Source organism: Pseudoalteromonas sp. TP27 (assembly GCF_056470645.1).
The window spans coordinates 31,971-50,087 of the sequence record NZ_JARDAK010000008.1 but is presented as its reverse complement, the minus strand read 5'-3'; the positions used below and the strand labels follow the sequence as shown (position 1 = coordinate 50,087).

19 protein-coding genes are annotated in these 18,117 nt (G+C 39.3%); 16 read left to right on the top strand and 3 right to left on the bottom strand.

Annotated features, from left to right (window positions below; translation table 11 throughout):
• Positions 1-7 precede the first annotated feature (7 nt).
• From PX700_RS11190 to PX700_RS11180, 3 genes are read right to left on the bottom strand one after another with little or no spacing between them, the layout of a single operon-like run.
• Positions 8-628 carry a peptidylprolyl isomerase gene (locus tag PX700_RS11190; protein ID WP_166420133.1) on the bottom strand — a complete coding sequence of 207 codons (621 nt, stop codon included), beginning with the start codon at positions 626-628 and terminating at the stop codon, positions 8-10.
• 2 nt (positions 629-630) lie between these two features.
• Positions 631-1,191 (bottom strand): YajG family lipoprotein, encoded by a 561-nt coding sequence (locus PX700_RS11185; protein WP_479520751.1) that lies wholly within the window; start codon positions 1,189-1,191, stop codon positions 631-633.
• Positions 1,192-2,334, bottom strand: coding sequence for a methyltransferase (locus PX700_RS11180; RefSeq protein WP_479520750.1), 1,143 nt, complete (start codon positions 2,332-2,334; stop codon positions 1,192-1,194).
• Between the two features lie 42 nt (positions 2,335-2,376).
• Here PX700_RS11180 and PX700_RS11175 point away from each other — a divergent pair, with 42 nt between their 5' ends.
• The 16 genes from PX700_RS11175 to cyoD all read left to right on the top strand — a co-directional run bounded on the left by PX700_RS11175 (position 2,377) and on the right by cyoD (position 18,117).
• Positions 2,377-2,988, top strand: coding sequence for an alpha-ketoglutarate-dependent dioxygenase AlkB family protein (locus PX700_RS11175; protein ID WP_479520749.1), 612 nt, complete (start codon positions 2,377-2,379; stop codon positions 2,986-2,988).
• Between the two features lie 54 nt (positions 2,989-3,042).
• Positions 3,043-3,354, top strand: coding sequence for a BolA family protein (locus PX700_RS11170; RefSeq protein ID WP_165728481.1), 312 nt, complete (start codon positions 3,043-3,045; stop codon positions 3,352-3,354).
• A 104-nt stretch (positions 3,355-3,458) separates the two neighbouring features.
• A complete protein-coding gene (gene fabV, locus PX700_RS11165) occupies positions 3,459-4,652 on the top strand; it encodes an enoyl-ACP reductase FabV (RefSeq protein WP_415638588.1) in 1,194 nt (397 codons plus the stop codon).
• A gap of 363 nt (positions 4,653-5,015) precedes the next feature.
• Positions 5,016-6,359: a Na(+)-translocating NADH-quinone reductase subunit A gene (locus PX700_RS11160; RefSeq protein ID WP_479520748.1), complete on the top strand. Its 1,344-nt coding sequence runs from the start codon at positions 5,016-5,018 to the stop codon at positions 6,357-6,359.
• 4 nt (positions 6,360-6,363) lie between these two features.
• Positions 6,364-7,566, top strand: a complete 1,203-nt coding sequence (locus PX700_RS11155) for an NADH:ubiquinone reductase (Na(+)-transporting) subunit B (RefSeq protein ID WP_010555189.1) — start codon at positions 6,364-6,366, stop codon at positions 7,564-7,566.
• Complete coding sequence (locus PX700_RS11150; RefSeq protein WP_415638586.1) at positions 7,559-8,311, top strand: Na(+)-translocating NADH-quinone reductase subunit C; 753 nt, start codon at positions 7,559-7,561, stop codon at positions 8,309-8,311. Before PX700_RS11155 ends, PX700_RS11150 begins: the two co-directional genes overlap by 8 nt.
• Positions 8,311-8,943: an NADH:ubiquinone reductase (Na(+)-transporting) subunit D gene (locus PX700_RS11145; protein ID WP_007584891.1), complete on the top strand. Its 633-nt coding sequence runs from the start codon at positions 8,311-8,313 to the stop codon at positions 8,941-8,943. The genes PX700_RS11150 and PX700_RS11145 overlap by 1 nt, the downstream gene beginning before the upstream one ends.
• Positions 8,944-8,953: 10 nt before the next feature.
• Positions 8,954-9,562: an NADH:ubiquinone reductase (Na(+)-transporting) subunit E gene (nqrE, locus tag PX700_RS11140; protein ID WP_002958896.1), complete on the top strand. Its 609-nt coding sequence runs from the start codon at positions 8,954-8,956 to the stop codon at positions 9,560-9,562.
• Between the two features lie 19 nt (positions 9,563-9,581).
• Positions 9,582-10,811, top strand: coding sequence for an NADH:ubiquinone reductase (Na(+)-transporting) subunit F (nqrF, locus tag PX700_RS11135; protein WP_007584893.1), 1,230 nt, complete (start codon positions 9,582-9,584; stop codon positions 10,809-10,811).
• Between the two features lie 109 nt (positions 10,812-10,920).
• On the top strand, positions 10,921-11,952 hold the full coding sequence (locus PX700_RS11130; protein ID WP_479520747.1) for an FAD:protein FMN transferase: 1,032 nt from the start codon (positions 10,921-10,923) through the stop codon (positions 11,950-11,952).
• 101 nt (positions 11,953-12,053) lie between these two features.
• Positions 12,054-12,266, top strand: coding sequence for a (Na+)-NQR maturation NqrM (gene nqrM / locus PX700_RS11125; RefSeq protein WP_007376137.1), 213 nt, complete (start codon positions 12,054-12,056; stop codon positions 12,264-12,266).
• A gap of 1,162 nt (positions 12,267-13,428) precedes the next feature.
• Entirely contained in the window at positions 13,429-13,848 is a 420-nt protein-coding gene (locus PX700_RS11120) for a hypothetical protein (protein WP_479520801.1), read from the top strand.
• A 318-nt stretch (positions 13,849-14,166) separates the two neighbouring features.
• Complete coding sequence (gene cyoA, locus PX700_RS11115; RefSeq protein WP_479520746.1) at positions 14,167-15,126, top strand: ubiquinol oxidase subunit II; 960 nt, start codon at positions 14,167-14,169, stop codon at positions 15,124-15,126.
• Between the two features lie 2 nt (positions 15,127-15,128).
• Positions 15,129-17,147: a cytochrome o ubiquinol oxidase subunit I gene (cyoB, locus tag PX700_RS11110; RefSeq protein ID WP_479520745.1), complete on the top strand. Its 2,019-nt coding sequence runs from the start codon at positions 15,129-15,131 to the stop codon at positions 17,145-17,147.
• Positions 17,144-17,779, top strand: a complete 636-nt coding sequence (gene cyoC / locus PX700_RS11105) for a cytochrome o ubiquinol oxidase subunit III (RefSeq protein WP_415638582.1) — start codon at positions 17,144-17,146, stop codon at positions 17,777-17,779. The genes cyoB and cyoC overlap by 4 nt, the downstream gene beginning before the upstream one ends.
• Positions 17,779-18,117: a cytochrome o ubiquinol oxidase subunit IV gene (gene cyoD / locus PX700_RS11100; RefSeq protein WP_165728489.1), complete on the top strand. Its 339-nt coding sequence runs from the start codon at positions 17,779-17,781 to the stop codon at positions 18,115-18,117. The genes cyoC and cyoD overlap by 1 nt, the downstream gene beginning before the upstream one ends.

Genomic DNA, 18,117 nt, shown 5'->3' with positions numbered 1-18,117 from the left:
AAAAAAGTTATAGTGGGACTTGCTCAAGCATTTTTATATTTAAAATAACCACTGGTTTTACAGGTACAAAATCGTAACCAATTTTCTCATTAAAGCCTGTTTCTACGGCCATAATTTTATCTAGTGTTTCGTAGCCTTCCATCACATTACCAAAAACGGCAAAACCCCAATCTTTACCTGGGTTTAAGTGATCGTTGTTATCCATATTAAAAAAGAACTGACGAGTACCAGAGTGAGGTTCACGGTCCTGATACGCCATAGCAATGCTATACATATCGTTTTTCATACCGTTACCGCTTTCATTAAAAATAGGATCGTTTTCGTGTAGGCCGTCGTAATCTTTATCGTAGCCACCACCTTGAATAACAAAGTCGCGGTCATTTTCTACATCACGTTCTATGCGATGAAAAACACTACCTTGATAGCTTTTATCTGATACGTAAGTTAAAAAGTTATTGACCGTAATAGGCGCTCTCGAACGGTCCAGTTCAACAACAATACTACCCATAGTCGTTACAATTTCGACGCGTGGGAAAATATTATCTTTTTGAACAAAGCGGCCTTCTTGGGCTGCAAAGCTACTTACACTCACAAATAAGCTTAAGCAGATTAAAAAAAGTCGTTTCATAGTTAACCTTCTAAAAATTCTATTAATTCAGGGTCAGATACAATGCGGGTAATAATTTGCTCAGTCAACTTATTGAGCTGACCTTCTATTTTAGCTCGCTCGTGGCTAAATGGGCCTTCTAAATTAGCACTGCCTCTATACACTTTACTAAAGTTGCTTGAAGCGCGAATAACTCTTACACCAAGCTCTATATGCGCTTCACTGGTATGGCTCATTAGCTTTTCGGTTACCACCGCTTGCAGTGCATGAATATCTACTTCAAAACGCGCCATTGCACGGTTTGAAATACGCACACCGTTACGATTAAGTGCGCTGTCTAACACACTTTTAATTGATTCAGTAAGGCCTTGGCTTGCAAAGGTTTTAGTTTTGTCTGATTCAATAAGTTTAAGTGTTGATGTATCGCCACGTAAATCAATTACACTGGTGCTTAAGCTACTATTTATAGTGCTTATTTGACCACTTTTATAAACAGGATTGAGTATTACTTGGCTAGGCTGATTAGCGCAGCCACCAAGTATTAGCAATACACAGCACCCAATTATAATGTTTGTTAATTTCATTTATAGCATTCCACTATTTTTAGTTGCGCTTAGAACGACAAACTTTTTGTTTGAACCTAGCAGCTTACAGTTACCAAACATACGATTTAACTTATCATGATAATCTAAATGGCGATTACCAATAATACGCAGTTCGCCGCCTTCTTTTAATGTATCTTTTGCTTGTTTAAACATTTGCCAAGCAATGTGATCGGTAACAGCTTGAGCTTGGTGAAATGGAGGGTTACATAACACCATATCTACACTGTCTCTTTCAAAGCCCGTTAAACAGTCATTTTCGATAAATTCACAGTTATCAAACTTATCGCCTAGGTTAATTTCTACATTTAACCGAGCCGACTCTACTGCCATGTAAGACTCATCAACAAAGGTAATTGATGCATTGGGGCAACGAGCAAGCGTCATTAATCCAACAACACCGTTACCACAGCCCAAATCAATAATACTTTTAGCTTTTGGCGTTTCTGGTAAGTAGTTAAAAAAGAAGCGCGCACCAATATCTAACGAATCACGCGAAAACACATTTGCATGGTTTGTTATATTAAACTCTGTGCCTTCAAGTTCCCACGTTACAGGGAAGTCTGCTGCTTTATATCCGCCTTTAGCTGTGCTTAAAATAAGGCGAGACTTTTTAACTGCTAGGCTTGTTGTTGTTTCACCAATAAATTGTTCAAATGATTTTATTGTTGAATTATGAATTTCTTTTGTTTTACCTGCCGCAATTACTGGTGTACCAGGTGCGAGTACTTCACTAAGTTCACTTAATTGGAACTGTAAAAAACCCACATTACGAGGGATTTTAATAAGTACTAAATCAACGTCTTCTGGTAATGCCGACAAACTATCTACTTGTGTAAAATCGGTAGTAGGCAATTTGTTTTCTTGTAAGTTATAAGCCGCAGCTTGGTGGCTAATATAAGAATCATTAACTGAACAAACCGTTAACTTATTAAAATAACAAGCAAGTGCACCAAAGCTATCGTTTAGAATAAGCAATGAGCGACAATCAGGGTGATGTTCGTTAACATAATTGATAAGGTACTCATCTGCCGAATCCCACGCTTGTAAGCTGCGGTTTTTTTGATCCAATGGAAAGCGTTCAAGAGTAAAGGTTTTATCGCCTAGCTGGGCTTGCGTCGTCATAATGGTTCGTTGATCAGTAATCTAATGTAGGTAAATTCTAACATGCAACGGCAAAACGCCAACCCCCAACAGTTACCAAATGGCTTTTCTTATCAAAGTAGGGCACTTAGTGCGCAAAAAAGCCTCGATCTTTTTTATTATTTGCAGAAAAACCTACATTGGCAACAGCCCGATGTAACCGTTTATGGCAAAACAGGACCCATTCCACGACTTCAATGCTTCATGAGCGATTTAAATATTGAATACGGCTATTCAAGTAGTAAGCAAATAGTAGAACCGTGGAATGAGTTGCTACTTAATATGCGAAAGCGATTAGAAGCACATTTAAATCAGCCTCTAAACTCACTACTGGTTAATTATTACCGAGACGGTAACGATACGATGGGGTGGCACAGTGATGATGAAATAGAGCTTGGTGATAAACCTACAATTGTGTGTGTGTCGCTAGGGGCTGATCGGGTTTTAAAGTTAAAGCACAAAGCGAGTAATAAAGTGACTGACTTAAAGTTACAAAGCGGTAGTTGCCTAATAATGAATGGAGATAGTCAAAGAGATTATCAACATGCAATACCCAAGCAAACAACGCTTGCGCACCCGCGAATAAGTTTAACTTACCGATTTATTAAGCACATTAAGCAAAAGCAATTTAGTTAGTTAATTTAACTTGTTATAGTAAGCCTATAAATTAGCTAATTAAAATGGTCTTTTATGTCAATGCAGCAACAGATCCAAGAAAAAATAAGCAGCGCCATTGCGTGTAAACATTTAAACGTAATCAATGAAAGTCACATGCACAGTGCCGGTACTGAGTCACATTTTAAAGTTATAGTAGTTAGCGAAGAGTTCGCGGGTAAACGCTTATTACAACGCCATCGTGAAATTAACGAAATTTTAAAAGATGAATTAGCAAATCATATTCATGCACTCGCTATTCATACATATACACCAGACGAGTATACAGAGCAGGGCGGCGAAGCGCCTGACTCACCTAATTGTATGGGCGGCTCCAAGCTTAACTAAAATAAATAGGGAATTTGGTCGGTGTTTAACTGATCAGATCAGTGTTTTTAGTATTAGCCTTTAAACTAGCGCTAATTTTTATTGTAAAAGATATAGGATGATCAATGGTCATTAAGCCTAAAATTCGTGGATTTATCTGCACAAACGCACACCCAGCTGGTTGTGCAGAGCATGTTCAAGAACAAATTAACTATGTAAAACAACAGGGTGCATTAAAAAGCGCACCAAAAAATGTATTAGTTATTGGCGCATCAACAGGCTACGGCTTGGCATCGCGCATTACTGCTGCGTTTGGTGGTGGTGCTAAAACATTAGGTATTTTCTTTGAAAAAGAAGGTACAGAGCGTAAAACAGGTTCTGCTGGTTGGTACAATACAGCTGCTTTTCAGGATGCAGCAGACGAAGCGGGCCTTTGGTCTAAAAATATTAATGGCGATGCGTTTTCTAACGAAATCAAGCAAAAAGCAATCGACACCATTAAAGCTGATTTGGGCAAAGTAGATTGTATTATTTACAGCTTAGCGTCTCCTCGTCGTACTGATCCAAACACAGGTGAAGTGTTTTCTTCTACACTTAAACCAATTGGTAATGCTGTAACAACAAAAAATTTAAATACATCAAAGCGTGAAATTGATGAAATTACGGTTGAAGCTGCAAATCAAGACGATATCGACAACACCATTAAAGTAATGGGTGGTGAAGATTGGGAAATGTGGATAGACGCATTAAAAGAAGCAGATGTATTAGCCGATAACTTTAAAACGACTGCGTACACTTATATTGGTAAAGAGTTAACATGGCCAATATACGGACACGCTACTATTGGTAAGGCTAAAGAAGACTTAGACCGAGCAACGGCTGCTATTAAAGAATCAACAAAAAATTTAAAGGGTGAGGCGTATGTTTCATCACTTAATGCTGTAGTAACCCAAGCAAGTTCTGCTATTCCTATTATGCCGTTATATATTTCTGCTTTATTTAAAGTTATGAAAGCAGATGGCACATATGAAGGCACTATTGAGCAAATTCACGCATTATTTAGTGAAAACCTATATGGTGAATCACCTCGCTTTGACGACGGTGGGCATTTATTCCAAAACTATAAAGAGCTAGAAGACGATGTGCAAGCACGCGTCCAAGCTGTATGGGATAGTGTTGATACAAGCAGCATTGATGAGCTAACAGACTATGTTGGCTACCATAACGAGTTTTTACGCTTATTTGGTTTTGGTATAGACGGTGTTGACTACGAGCAAGATATTGATTCAGTTAAGCCAATTGCTAATATGATTGACTAACAGAACTTAGTTATTAAAAGCCGCTATTGCGGCTTTTTTTATATTATGCGATTTGTTTAATTTACGATGAAATCAGGAATGATAATTGCTTAGGCTACCACTTTGGTCTAGCTTGATTTTAATTAAAGTCACTTAACAAAACCAAATAAGCGTTTCTGTCGTATAATTTTCATAAATACACTCGCATAGTCATCTAAAATGATGTTAAAATCTCGACAATATGTGATGAGTTTTACTACGTTGCTTGTTTGATATATCTAGCAAGCTGCTCTTTTGTACCTTGATATAACTTGGAATAACTCAAATGGCGACGTGGTTGATACGATTTTTCAGTTTCTTTCCTTTAATGTAATGCAAGTGCGTATGATCAATATAAAAAAAGGTCTGGATTTACCCTTAGAGGGCTCGCCACAGCAAGTTATACATGACGGTTCTGCTGTCAAACGTGTAGCTGTGCTTGGCGAAGAGTTTATCGGTATGCGTCCAACCATGCATGTTCGTGTGGATGACCAAGTCAAAAAAGGCCAGGTACTTTTTGAAGATAAAAAGAACCCAGGCGTCCTATTTACTGCTCCAGCTTCTGGCACAGTAAAAGAAATAAATCGTGGTGCTAAACGTGTGCTGCAATCTGTTGTTATTGAAGTAGCAGGCAGTGAGCAAATCACCTTTGACTCTTTCAAAGCAGACGAGCTTGCGAGCTTAGAGCGTGAAAAAGCCAAAGAAGTACTTATCCAGTCTGGTCAATGGACAGCACTTCGTGTTCGCCCATTCAGCAAAGTAGCGGCTGTGGATGCAAATCCTAGTTCTATTTTTGTGACCGCAACTGACACAAACCCATTAGCAGCAGATCCCGCGGTGATAATTGCCGAAAATGCACAAGCATTTGAAGCGGGTCTTGCCGTTGTTTCGCGTTTGACCGATGGCAAAGTATTTGTGTGTAAAAAAGCAGGTAGCCAAGTTCCTAGCTCATCTATAGCTCAAGTAGAAGTACATGAGTTTGGTGGTGTGCATCCGGCTGGCCTCGTTGGCACTCATATCCATCATCTTGATGCAGTTTCTGTTAGCAAGCAAGTTTGGCATATTGGTTACCAAGACGTTATTGCGTATGGTCACTTATTCCTTACTGGTGAAATTTACACAAATCGTGTTATTTCGCTTGCAGGTCCTCGCGTTAAAAACCCACGTTTAGTGAAAACACAATTAGGTGCTTCATTGGATGATTTAGTGGCTGGTGAGCTAGAAGACGGAGATAACCGCGTTATTTCTGGTTCTGTTCTATCAGGTTCTATTTCAAACGGTGTTCATGCATTCTTAGGTCGTTACCACGTTCAAGTATCTATTTTACTTGAAGGTCGCGAAAAAGAATTGTTTGGCTGGATTGCACCAGGTAGTGATAAATTCTCTGTAACGCGTACATTCCTTTCTCACCTTGCGCCGAGTCGTTTATTTAAAATGACAACGTCAACAGGTGGTTCAAAACGTGCCATGGTACCAATTGGTAGCTACGAGCGCGTAATGCCGCTGGATATTTTGCCTACTCTATTATTACGTGACTTAATTGCGCGCGATTTAGACAGTGCAATTTCATTAGGCGCGCTTGAACTTGATGAAGAAGATTTAGCGTTATGTACCTTCGTTTGTCCTGGCAAATACGAGTATGGTTCTATCCTACGCGATTGCTTAACTACGATCGAGAAGGAAGGCTAGAGAGATGGGTTTAAAAAAATATCTAGAAGATATCGAGCCGAATTTTGAAGCCGGTGGTAAATATGAAAAGTTTTATGCACTGTATGAAGCAGCAGCAACTATTTTTTATACACCAGGCTACGTAAATAAAGGCGCGACACACGTACGCGATAACATCGACCTAAAACGCATGATGATTTTAGTGTGGATGGCAACGTTCCCAGCTATGTTTTTTGGTATGTTCAATATCGGCCATCAGGCTGCAGGTGCTTTAGCACAAGGTTTTGAACTAGCAAACACGTGGCAAGTTGGTTTATTCCAGTTATTCGGTGGTGAATTAACCGCTGATGCAGGCTGGGGCGCTAAGATGTTCTATGGAGCATGTTTCTTCCTACCTATCTACGCGGTAACATTTGCGGTTGGTGGCTTTTGGGAAGTAATATTTGCTTCTGTGCGTAAGCATGAAATTAACGAAGGCTTCTTCGTTACTTCGGTATTATTCGCACTTATTTTGCCTGCAACGATTCCTCTTTGGCAAGTTGCGTTAGGTATTACGTTTGGTGTAGTAATCGCTAAAGAAATCTTTGGTGGTACTGGCCGTAACTTCTTAAACCCTGCTTTAGCCGGCCGTGCATTTTTATTCTTTGCATACCCAGCTCAAATCTCAGGTGATACAGTATGGACAGCAGTAGATTCGTTCTCTGGTGCAACTATGCTAGGCCAAGCATTTGCTGGCACACTTGATTTTGCAAACATGGAATTATGGTGGAATGCGTTTTACGGTTTCATTCAAGGTTCAGTAGGTGAAACATCTACGCTTGCATTATTAGTAGGTGGTTTGTTCTTAATTTACGTTCGTATCGCTTCTTGGCGCATCGTACTAGGTGTATTCCTAGGTATGGTAGCAACTGCATTTTTACTAAATGCTGTTGGCTCAGAAACTAACCCTGTATTTGCAATGCCTTGGTATTGGCATTTAGTACTTGGTGGCTTTGCGTTCGGTATGTTCTTTATGGCTACTGACCCTGTATCAGCTGCATTTACTGACAAAGGTAAATTGGCATATGGTCTATTGATTGGCTTTATGGTGGTTATGATACGTGTTGTGAATCCTGCTTTCCCAGAAGGTATGATGCTAGCAATCTTATTTGCTAACTTATTCGCTCCACTGTTCGATCACTTTGTAGTGCAGGCTAATATTAAGCGGAGGTTGGCACGTAATGTCTAGTAATAACGAATCAATCGGCAAAACGTTATCAGTTGTTGTCGCACTATGTTTAGTGTGTGCAATCATTGTATCGTTTGCTTCTGTACAGCTTCGTCCTTTACAGCAAGCTAATAAAGAAAAAGATATTCAAAGTAATATCTTGGCTGCTGCGGGTATCGATAAAGTTGAAAATGTTTTAGAAACATTTGATGCAAAAATCGAAGCGCGCGTTGTAAACATGACTACAGGTGAGTTTGTAGATACAGACCCAACAATCTTTGACTTTGAAAAAAGCAAATATGATGCAGCGCTAAGTGTTTCTCTTAAAGAGAAAGGCGTTAAAGATATTGCTGGTATTCAACGTGTGACTAAAGAGTCGCCGGTGTATATCTCTAAAAAAGAAGATGGCTCAGTTGATGCAATCATTCTTCCTATCCAAGGCTACGGCTTATGGGGCTTAATGTACGGTTTTATCTCGCTTGAAAGCGATGGTGAAACAGTTAAGGGCATTATCTTTTACAAGCATAATGAAACCCCAGGTCTAGGTGGCGAAATCCAAAATCCACAGTGGACTGCTACATGGGAAGGTAAAGAACTTCCAATTCAAATTGTTAAAGGTACTGCGGGCAATGATGAGCATAAGATCGATGGTCTTTCAGGTGCTACATTAACGTCTAACGGTGTTGATCATGCAGTTGATTTTTGGACCGGCGAAAATGGCTTTGGCCCTTTCCTTGCGAAAGTACGTAAAGGAGCATTGAAATAATGGCTGATACTAAAGAAATGAAGGCGGTCCTATTTGGTCCGGTTTTAGCTAACAACCCAATCGCACTACAAGTACTTGGTATTTGTTCAGCGCTAGCGGTAACGTCTAGCTTAAAAAATGCGTTAATCATGTCAATTGCATTGACACTAGTAACAGCGTTTTCGAGCTTCTTTATCTCGCTTATTCGTAACCAGATCCCATCATCTGTACGTATCATCGTACAAATGACAATTATTGCATCATTGGTAATCGTTGTTGACCAAGTATTACAGGCATTCTCTTACGCTACGGCAAAAGAGCTTTCTGTATTCGTTGGTCTAATCATTACTAACTGTATCGTAATGGGTCGTGCTGAAGCATATGCGATGAAGTCGCCGCCAATTATGTCTTTCCTTGACGGTATTGGTAATGGCTTAGGCTATTCTGTAGTACTACTTACTGTTGGTTTCATTCGTGAGCTATTCGGTAAGGGTTCACTATTCGGTGTTGATATTATCCCATTAGTACAAGATGGCGGTTGGTATCAGCCTATGGGTCTATTGATCTTACCACCGAGTGCATTCTTCATCATTGGTTTATTCATATGGGTACTTCGTACTTATAAGAAAGACCAAGTAGAAGCTAAAGCGTAAGGGGCAGATAGTGGAACATTATATTAGTTTATTTGTAAAAGCCGTTTTTATTGAGAACTTAGCGTTGTCATTCTTCTTAGGCATGTGTACTTTTTTAGCAGTATCTAAAAAAGTAACTACATCAATTGGCCTAGGTATAGCGGTTATAGTTGTATTGGGTATTTCTGTACCTGTTAACAACTTGGTTTACCATGCGGTACTTGCACCCGGTTCACTTACTTGGTTAGGTTACCCAGATGCAGATCTTAGCTTTTTACGTTTCTTAACTTTCATTGGTGTTATTGCAGCACTAGTGCAAATTCTTGAAATGGCATTAGATAAGTTTTTCCCTGCACTATACAACGCGTTAGGTATCTTCTTACCATTGATCACAGTTAACTGTGCAATATTTGGTGCGGTATCATTCATGGTTGAGCGTAACTATAACTTCGGCGAGTCTGTTGTTTATGGTATTGGCGCTGGTGTTGGTTGGGCACTTGCAATTACATTACTTGCAGGTATCCGTGAGAAACTGAAATATTCAGACGTGCCAGACGGCTTACGTGGTTTAGGTATTACCTTCATCACTGTTGGTTTAATGGGACTTGGCTTTATGTCATTCTCTGGTATTTCACTGTAAAGGGTAGCGAGGATAAATCATGGATTATCAGATTTTCTTAGGCGTTGGTGTTTTCATCGCTATCGTTGTACTACTAGTTTTAGTGATCATTGGTGCTAAATCTCAGTTAGTTGCAAGCGGTGACATCATCATCGGTATTAATGGCGATAAAGACAAAGCCATTACTACATCAGCAGGTAATAAGCTTTTAAGTGCATTATCTGAGTCAGGTATTTTCGTATCATCTGCTTGTGGTGGCGGTGGCTCTTGTGGTCAGTGTCGTGTTCACATTAAAGAAGGTGGCGGCGATATCTTGCCAACTGAACTTGATCACATATCTAAAGGTGAAGCCCGTGAAGGCTGTCGTTTAGCGTGTCAGGTAAATGTTAAAAACGACATGGAAATTGAACTTGAAGAGTCAATTTTCGGTGTTAAAAAATGGGATTGTGAAGTTATCTCTAACGATAACAAAGCAACGTTCATTAAAGAACTTAAACTGCAAATCCCTGGTGATGAGTCAGTGCCTTTCCGTGCGGGTGGTTACATCCAAATCGAAGCGCCACCTCATCATGTTAAATATGCAGATTTCGATGTTCCTGAAGAATATCGTGGCGACTGGAACCATTTTGGTTTCTTCGATCTGGAGTCAAAAGTAGACGAAGAAACTATTCGTGCATACTCAATGGCTAACTACCCAGAAGAAGAAGGCATCATTATGCTTAACGTGCGTATTGCTGCTCCGCCTCCAAGAAACCTAAGCTTGCCATGTGGTAAAATGTCTTCGTACATTTGGTCACTTACAAAAGGCGACAAGGTGACTATTTCAGGTCCATTTGGTGAGTTCTTTGCTAAAGACACAGATGCAGAAATGATCTTTGTTGGCGGTGGTGCTGGTATGGCGCCAATGCGTTCACATATCTTTGACCAACTTAAACGTTTGAACTCTAAACGTAAGATGAGCTTTTGGTATGGCGCGCGTTCTGAACGTGAAATGTTCTACGTAGAAGATTTTGACGGCCTAGCGGCTGAAAATCCTAACTTCGTATGGCATACAGCGCTTTCAGATCCACAACCTGAAGATAACTGGGAAGGCTACACAGGCTTTATCCATAACGTGTTATTTGAGAACTATCTTAAAGATCACGAAGCGCCAGAAGATTGTGAGTACTACATGTGTGGTCCTCCAATGATGAACGCGGCAGTTATCACTATGCTTAAAGATTTAGGTGTTGAAGACGAAAATATCTTATTAGATGATTTCGGTGGCTAACACTAATACCAAAACAGTTTAGTTTTGGTTAAAATACCAGCCTCGTAGCACTTGTGTTACGAGGCTTTTTTTATTCTTTAATTTTATCAATCTATTAAGTAGAGCTGTTATGAATCGAGTAAGTACTTCACAAGGCATAATGGCCTTTTTACTAATCACACTGACCTTATTACTGTCTGGCTGTGGTGAAAAACCAGAGCCAAAAGAGACCTTTTTAGAAGGTAAGACTATGGGTACCACTTATCATATTAAATATTATGATGAGCAAACCCAGCTATCGGCCTCACAATTACAGTTACAAATAGACGCTGTTTTAAAAGATGTAAATCAATCTATGTCTACTTACATAGAAGACTCTGAAATAAATACATTTAACAGATTACCTGCAAAACAAGTGATGCCAATTAGCGAAGACTTTAGGGCTGTTATAAGCGAATCAATTCGCTTAGGTGAATCAACTAAAACGCTTGATGTAACCATGGGACCTCTCATTGACTTATGGGGCTTTGGTCCGGATAAAAAGCCAACTAATCGTCCAACAGATGAAGAGCTTGCTTCAATGGTTGAAAAAATAGGCATTGATAAACTTATTTTAAATGAACAGGGTTTAGCTAAAACAGTTAATGGGTTAGAGCTTTCGTTTTCAGCAACGGCTAAAGGCTACGGTATCGATAAAGTAGCGCAGCTATTAGAAAGCCACAGTATTACTAACTACATGGTTGAGATTGGTGGTGAGCTACGTATAGCGGGTGAAAAGCCAAATAGCCATGATTGGAAAATTGCGATAGAACAACCAGATGCACAACCTGGAGAGCGTAAAGTACACCGTGTTTTATCGCCAGGTACAAACGGTATTGCTACATCAGGTGATTACCGTATTTTTTATAAAATGGATGGCGAGATCTATACTCATTTAATTGACCCTGTAACCGGCATGCCTATTAAGCACGACTTAGTGTCGGTAACTGTGCTTCATCCAAGCGCTATGACAGCAGATGGTTTAGCGACTGCTCTTACTGTGATGGGTATGGAGAAAGCGCAGGCATATGCTCAGCAGCACGATTTACCAGTGTACTTAATAGGTAAATCAAATGAGGGTTTAGTTACTTACTCTAGTCCTGCATTTAAACCTTATTTATAGTATGGTGCAGCCTTGTTTATTTCCAGATTATTTGGGTATATAATAACACTTGCTCAAAAATGTTTGAGTTTAATTAATTGCTGATCAATAGGGGCTAAGCAATGTCACTTTTTCTTCTTACTTTTGGCTTACTAATTTTAATAGTTTCGGCGATGGCCGTTGGTATGATCGTGCAAAAAAAATCTATGGCAAGTAGCTGTGGTGGTTTAGGTTCGGTTGGTATTGATAAAGCTTGTGATTGCGATGATCCATGTGATAAACGCAAAAACCGTTTAGCTAAAGAGCAAGCCTGGAAAGAAAATCAAATTATTTAAGTTCTCTTAAATATTAAAAAGCGCTTTATAGCGCTTTTTTTGTGTCTGTAAAACTGCTTAACTCAATAGCTTCCAAAGCGATCCAACCTTAATGTATTAGACAAACGTCTATAGTTTAGTTTTTTTCACCTATTAGGTTTATTTTTCTCGTTTGTCAAATTGGAGCTAACACTCTAAAGTTTAATCATAGACACAGAGCAAGGCTCTAGTCATAAGCTTGAGGCAAAGTTGGTCTCGCTTAAAAGAATCTTTATATTGTGTGTGAAGATGTTGTCAGTGTGAAAGGCAACTCAAATTCGGTGGTGACTGCATTTGAGTTGTTTTTATTTCCCTACAATGTCACGCAGTGTAAACCAAGAATCTTTATATTGTGTGTGAAGATGTTGTCAGTGTGAAAGGCAACTCAAATTCGGTGGTGACTGTATTTGAGTTGTTTTTATTTCCTTTCAATGCCACGCAGTGTAAACCAAGAATCTTTATATTGTGTGTGAAGATGTTGTCAGTGTGAAAGGCAACTCAAATTCGGTGGTGACTGTATTTGAGTTGTTTTTATTTCCCTACAATACCACGTAATGTAAACCAAGAATCTTTATATTGTGTGTGAAGATGTTGTCAGTGTGAAAGGCAACTCAAATCCGGTGGTGACTGTATTTGAGTTGTTTTTATTTCCTTACAATGCCACGCAGTGTAAACAAAAAATCTTTATATTGTGTGTGAAGATGTTGTCAGTGTGAAAAGCGGCTCAATTTCGGTGGTGACTGAATTTGGGCTGTTTTTATTTGTGCGGCACAATTATTACTCCCTCCTAAAAGCCTACAATTCTATTAAATATTTCTCTTTAAATCGTTTTTTATTTTAAATAACCCTATGTTTTTTATCGTGTTATTTTTTATTAACAAAATAGCTTTGAAAGCTTAACCCAAATTAATTGATTTTTAGTTGAACAGAAAATTCTCTTTGTTATACTCACGTTCGAACTTTCAGTAAGTTTTGAAAGTTTGATTGATGCGGATCAATTTTCACTAGGTAAATATGTGCTAGCCAGATTTGATTGTATTTAGCACCTGGTTTTAGGGCTTACAGCAGCAATGTTTTTTAAGTTTTTCCATTGCAAACTGTATTACTCTAATTTTGTTATAGTCATTTAAGTAGGTTAATGTCTTTGAACACACTTTCTTTACATCATGCCCATACTGATCTCGCCCCAAGCGAGCCAGTTACGTGTGAACGCTTGAATAAAGCGGGTAAGGGTGTGTGTGTAGCTATAACTTTATTAGTGTTTAATACTGTAATGTTGCTAAGCGGTGCATTAGAGGATGCCTTCAAGCTTGAGGCGCTATTAAGTGATGGGTTTATTGTAGAGCCACTGTTACTTACTATTGCCGGATTTTTAGCTCATCCAATCATCTCAAGTCAGTTACTTATTGGCCTTTGTTGGTTATTGTTCCATATTTTTCCAGCGCGTCGTGCTGGAATTATCCTCCGTAAAGCAGCCTTTGCTTTTAGCGAGGCTAAAGTTCTTCAGCCTGTGCACGTTGCACATGGTTGTCGTGCTCCACCTAGCTTTACAGGTTGTCTGTAAGGTTACACCTTGTTGCTGGTTTTAATTATTTGTTCTTGCTGTAAATAATTAAGGTTAGCTAAAACAAAGTAGCTCCGTGTTTTTTAAGCATACTTCAGCCAACCACCACTCACCCAAGTTAACTTTTATTACGTTATATAAATGCGTTTAGAAAGCTGGGTTTGTTGCTAGGTCATTAATGGCATGAGCTTTAGGTTTTGAATAGCCCCCTTATTTTTATAATTTAATTCTAGTTAACTTGGGTTTTTATCGAAAAACCGTTGCTTTGTTTTTTATTTAAAGCGGCAAACTGAAACTCTAGGTTTGTAGGATACTCCCTTGTTAATTCGTAACCTTTGTAATATTGCTTTAGCTAGTACAGTGCTGGCATTGTCAGGCTGTAAAGGCGGGATACTCGATCCAAAAGGGCAAATAGGCATTGATGAGAAAAATTTAATCATCATCGCAACCGTGCTTATGTTGCTTGTAGTCGTTCCCGTTATTGTGATGACTTTATATTTCGCATGGAAATATAGAGACACACAAACTCATGAAATTTACGCTCCAAAATGGGCTCATTCAAATAAAATTGAAGCCGCTGTTTGGGCTGTTCCTATCGTTATTGTGATTATTTTAGGTGTTATTACCTGGGAGTCTACTCAAGCATTAGACCCTTACAAACCAATTGAAGGTAAAGGTAAGCATCTGACTGTTGAAGTGGTGTCATTAAACTGGAAGTGGCTATTTATTTATCCAGAGCAAGGTATTGCTACGGTTAATGAATTAGTGTTTCCGGCAAATGTACCTGTTGAATATAAAATCACGTCAGAAAGCACAATGAACTCGTTTTTTATTCCGCAATTGGGTAGTCAAATATACTCAATGGCTGGCATGGAAACCAAGCTTCACTTAATTGCTAATGAGCCCGGTACATTCAAAGGCTTTTCAGCAAATTATAGTGGTGCAGGTTTTACTGGCATGAAATTCAATGCCATTGCGACTCCTACCCAAGCAGACTTTGATAAGTGGGTGAGTGATGTGAAAGCCAACTCAAGCGCTAATAACCTTACTCATGCAAATTATGTTGAGCTTGCAAAAGCGAGCGAAAATAATCCTGTTACTTATTACGGTAAAGTTGAAGACGGCTTATTTCATACCATTGTTATGAAATACATGCAGGCGCATGGCGATATGAATAAAAAGCACAATGCGATGGGCGAACATAGCGAGATGAGTAAACAACATCACGCAATGGACAAACATTCCGCGAAATCATCACACAGCCAAGGCGAGGAATAATCATGTCGTTTTTAGGCAAACTATCTTTAGATGCAATTCCGTTTCATGAACCCATTCTTGTGGTCACGATGTCGGTTATTGCTATAGCTGGGCTTATTATTGCAGGGCTTATTACAAAGTATAAAAAATGGGGCGTGCTTTGGCGCGACTGGATCACGTCTGTTGATCATAAACGCTTAGGCGTGATGTATATCTTTCTTGCATTAATAATGCTATTTCGTGGTTTTTCCGATGCCATAATGATGCGGACTCAGTTAGCACTTGCTACTAGTGGTGCGCCCGGTTATTTACCACCAGAGCACTACGACCAAATATTTACAGCTCATGGCGTAATTATGATCATATTTATGGCGATGCCATTTATGATTGGTTTAATGAACATTGTATTACCATTACAAGTTGGTGCTCGCGATGTTGCATTCCCATTTTTAAATAACTTAAGCTTTTGGTTTACTGCCAGTGGCGCCATTTTAATTAACATCTCACTTGTTTTCGGTGAATTTGCTAAAACAGGTTGGGTGGCGTATCCGCCACTTTCGGAGTTGACCTTTAGCCCTGGGGTGGGGGTAGACTATTATATATGGGCCTTGCAAATATCCGGGATCGGTACTCTTTTAACAGCAGTAAACTTTTTAGTGACTGTATTTAAAATGCGTGCACCTGGTATGACTCTAATGAAAATGCCTATTTTTACGTGGGCATGTACTTGGGCAAATATCTTAATTGCTGCTTCATTCCCAATTTTAACTGCAGTGTTAACTATGCTAACACTTGATCGTTATCTCGACTTCCATTTCTTTACCAATGAATTGGGCGGTAACGCGATGATGTACATCAACCTGTTTTGGGCGTGGGGTCATCCTGAGGTATACATATTAGTATTACCTGCTTTTGGTGTTTTCTCTGAAATTATTTCGACCTTTGCTGGTAAGCGTTTATTTGGTTATAAATCGATGGTTTACGCCAGCGGTGCAATCTCTATTTTAGGGTTTATTGTTTGGTTGCATCATTTCTTTACGATGGGGTCCAGTGCTAACGTTAATGCGTTCTTTGGTGTAATGACCATGATTATAGCTGTCCCAACAGGGGTTAAGTTATTCAACTGGTTATTTACTATTTACCGAGGTCGTTTACGTATAACCGTACCGGTACTTTGGACGCTTGGTTTTATGGTTACCTTTACCGTAGGTGGCATGACTGGCGTACTACTTGCCATTCCTGGTGCTGACTATGTACTACACAATAGCTTATTTTTAATAGCACATTTTCATAACACTATTATTGGTGGTGCAGTATTTGGTTACCTTGCTGGTTTTGCATTTTGGTTCCCTAAAGCAATGGGCTTTAAACTTAATGAAAAATGGGGTAAAGCATCATTTTGGTGTTGGATTATAGGTTTCTTCGTTGCATTTATGCCGTTGTATGTACTTGGTTTCTTAGGTATGACACGTCGTTTAAACCATACTAATAATCCAGACTGGAACATTTGGTTATACATTGCAGCTGTGGGTGCGGTAATCATTATGTTCGGGATTATTAGCCAAGTAATTCAATTGTTTGTGAGCTTTAGAGACCGCGAAGCACTTGACGATACAACGGGCGATCCGTGGAACGGTCACACGCTTGAGTGGGCAACAAGTTCACCACCGCAAGTGTATAACTTTGCAACTATCCCGCACGTTGATGACATTGATGCATGGACCGATATGAAAGAAAAAGGTCAAGCATATTTAGGTAAAGCAAATTACAGCCCTATTCATATGCCTAAAAACACCTCTACTGGCGTGTTAATGGCAGCTAGCTTAACCGCATTTTGTTTTGCAATGATTTGGCATATTTGGTGGTTAGCTATTGTTGGACTAATTGGTGGAATTGCCATCTTTATCAAACGTTGCTACACAAATGATGTTGATTACTATATTCAACCAGATGAAATAGCACGAACAGAGCAAGCTTATAATTTAAGTGGCGCTGGTAAAAAAAGTACTATTGCTAACGAGAATAAGGAGCTAAACGCGTGAGTACACTATCTGCAAATGTAGGGTCTGCAAATTTAGACTCAGTATCTCATGATGCTCACGAGCATGAGCATCATGATACGTCTAGCGATACAGTCTTTGGCTTTTGGTTATATTTAATGACCGATTGCCTGTTGTTTGCCTCATTCTTTGCCACTTACGCTGTGTTATTTATGAACACAGCAGGTGGTGTATCAGGTAAAGATATTTTTGAGCTCGACTTTGTTGCAGTAGAAACTGCTGCACTACTTATTAGTAGTATTACTTTTGGCTTTGCCATGATTGCCGCTCAAGGGCAAAAAAAGGCGCTCACACTTACTTGGTTATTTATTACGTTTTGTTTAGGTGCTGTGTTTATTGGTATGGAAATATACGAATTTCATCACCTAATAGTGAACGGGCATGGTCCGCAACATAGTGCTTTTTTAACATCGTTTTTCTCATTAGTTGGCTTACATGGTTTACATGTAACAGCCGGTTTAATTTGGATGACCATAATGATGATAGAAGTTGCTAAACGCGGTCTAGGTAAAGCAACCGTAACGCGTTTAAGCTGCTTAAGCCTATTTTGGCACTTCTTAGACATTGTTTGGATTTGTGTATTTACCGTTGTTTATTTAATGGGAGCAATGTAATGAGCCACAGCGAAACACATGCTGAGCACCATGATGAATCTCATGGCAGTGTTAAAACTTACTTAATTGGCTTTGTGTTATCAGTAATTTTGACAGCCATTCCATTTTGGATGGTAATGGAAGGCGACTTCACAAAGGCAACAACGCTTTGGAGCATTGTTACTTTAGCAATCGTACAAATTTGGGTGCATTTAAAATACTTTTTACACCTTAATTTTACGACCGAAGATGGCCGTGCAAGTACTTTCTCATTCCTATTCAGTGCTCTGATCATCGTAATGGTGGTTGGGTTATCTGTTTGGATCATTTATGAATCTAACGCAATGATGATGTACTAG

Bases quoted from the DNA above. Each gene is read 5' to 3' on its own strand.
- PX700_RS11190 (WP_166420133.1), bottom strand. From the start codon at position 628: ATGAAACGACTTTTTTTAATCTGCTTAAGCTTATTTGTGAGTGTAAGT.
- PX700_RS11185 (WP_479520751.1), bottom strand. From the start codon at position 1,191: ATGAAATTAACAAACATTATAATTGGGTGCTGTGTATTGCTAATACTT.
- PX700_RS11180 (WP_479520750.1), bottom strand. From the start codon at position 2,334: ATGACGACGCAAGCCCAGCTAGGCGATAAAACCTTTACTCTTGAACGC.
- PX700_RS11175 (WP_479520749.1), top strand. From the start codon at position 2,377: ATGCAACGGCAAAACGCCAACCCCCAACAGTTACCAAATGGCTTTTCT.
- PX700_RS11170 (WP_165728481.1), top strand. From the start codon at position 3,043: ATGTCAATGCAGCAACAGATCCAAGAAAAAATAAGCAGCGCCATTGCG.
- fabV (WP_415638588.1), top strand. From the start codon at position 3,459: ATGGTCATTAAGCCTAAAATTCGTGGATTTATCTGCACAAACGCACAC.
- PX700_RS11160 (WP_479520748.1), top strand. From the start codon at position 5,016: ATGATCAATATAAAAAAAGGTCTGGATTTACCCTTAGAGGGCTCGCCA.
- PX700_RS11155 (WP_010555189.1), top strand. From the start codon at position 6,364: ATGGGTTTAAAAAAATATCTAGAAGATATCGAGCCGAATTTTGAAGCC.
- PX700_RS11150 (WP_415638586.1), top strand. From the start codon at position 7,559: ATGTCTAGTAATAACGAATCAATCGGCAAAACGTTATCAGTTGTTGTC.
- PX700_RS11145 (WP_007584891.1), top strand. From the start codon at position 8,311: ATGGCTGATACTAAAGAAATGAAGGCGGTCCTATTTGGTCCGGTTTTA.
- nqrF (WP_007584893.1), top strand. From the start codon at position 9,582: ATGGATTATCAGATTTTCTTAGGCGTTGGTGTTTTCATCGCTATCGTT.
- PX700_RS11130 (WP_479520747.1), top strand. From the start codon at position 10,921: ATGAATCGAGTAAGTACTTCACAAGGCATAATGGCCTTTTTACTAATC.
- nqrM (WP_007376137.1), top strand. From the start codon at position 12,054: ATGTCACTTTTTCTTCTTACTTTTGGCTTACTAATTTTAATAGTTTCG.
- cyoB (WP_479520745.1), top strand. From the start codon at position 15,129: ATGTCGTTTTTAGGCAAACTATCTTTAGATGCAATTCCGTTTCATGAA.
- cyoD (WP_165728489.1), top strand. From the start codon at position 17,779: ATGAGCCACAGCGAAACACATGCTGAGCACCATGATGAATCTCATGGC.